Annotated in this window: 1 protein-coding gene; it reads left to right on the top strand. The window is 72.8% G+C overall.

Annotated elements, in window-relative coordinates; genetic code table 11:
• Nucleotides 1-135 precede the first annotated feature (135 nt).
• Nucleotides 136-1,212, top strand: a 1,077-nt coding sequence (locus AOK17_RS45340) for a hypothetical protein (RefSeq protein ID WP_055618497.1), incomplete at its 3' end; no start/stop codon positions are given.

The following is a 1,212-nucleotide window of genomic DNA, read 5'->3' as shown; positions in this document are numbered from 1 at the left end:
CCCCCGCTCAGCACACCCGCCCCCGTTCCCTCAGGCGAATCACAAACGGGCCACTCTTATGTGTGAAGCGGTCACCTGCGGGTCCCACGCCTGTGCGTGCGAAAACTAGGTTTCGTGGCCGGAGGTGACCGAACGATGACGGCCTGTGCCTCCCCCGAGGTCTCGACTTCGCTCGAGCAGGGGGGAACCCCATCGTCCGCGGCGGTGAACGAGAACGAATGGGCCGCACGAGCAGGGTGCGTGATCACCGTCGACGGGTCGTACGCGGCCCGCCTGGCCCGAAGCGGCGACTCCTGGTTCCCGGAGCGCTGGACACTGGACGGCCCCGAGCCGTACGCCGTGCCCCTGCCCGGCAACCAGCCGGAGGAGCCCGGCACGGAGGTGCTGCCGATGGCGGACGGGCGGGTGCTCATCCACCGCCTCGTCGACGGACGGCACACGTTCTCGCTGCTCTATCCGACGGGCCCGGGGACGGGCGAGGTACTGCTCGGCGCGGTGGAATGCCCGGACGTGGGCACGGAGTTGCGGCTGCTGCCGCCCGCTCCGGCCGGCACCCGTGCGTACGCCCTTGCCGTGGGCCGGGGTTCGACGGCCGTGTGGCTCGTCGCGGGCGGCGCCTTCGGGCCCGAGCATCTCGCGGAGGTTCCCGGTCGCTGCTCGGGCGGGGTGTGGCTTGGCGGCGGGGACCGACTGCTCGCGCTGGACCGGCAGTTGGACGGCCGGACCAAGACGGTCGTGGTCGATCTGGAGCGCGGGGGCGAGGTGTCGCCGCTGTTGCAGATCTCCGAGCAGAGCAACGACCGGCTGCTCCTCGCGGACGCCGACAGCGGGCTGCTCCTGATCCGCTCGGACGCGCCGTCGCCCGGCCAGGAGCGGCTCGGCTGGGGCGTGTTGGGGAGCACGCTCCCGGTGCGCTTCCCGGAGTACCTGCAACTGCCCGGCCGCGCGGTCACTCCGTTCGCGATCCAGCCGGGGCAGGTGCTCACCCCGGAGAGCTGCGCGGTCGCCCTGCGGATCGGCGGCCCCTCCGGCAGCTGGCTCGGCATGTGGCGTCCCGCCGAGCGGTATCTCCATCAACTGCCCGCACCCAACGGCTGGTTGGCGGGCTCGGGCCAATGGACCAGGGACGGGGTGCTCCATCTGCCGTACGCGACGGGGGCGGTGCCGTGCGGCGTGTCACGGGTGGGAGCACCCACGGGGACGGGGGACGGG

The sequence above is a fragment of the Streptomyces phaeochromogenes genome (assembly GCF_001418655.1).
Classification (GTDB): domain Bacteria; phylum Actinomycetota; class Actinomycetes; order Streptomycetales; family Streptomycetaceae; genus Streptomyces; species Streptomyces phaeochromogenes.
Note: the sequence above shows the minus strand (reverse complement) of the source record. Positions and strands in the feature narration are given on the sequence as shown.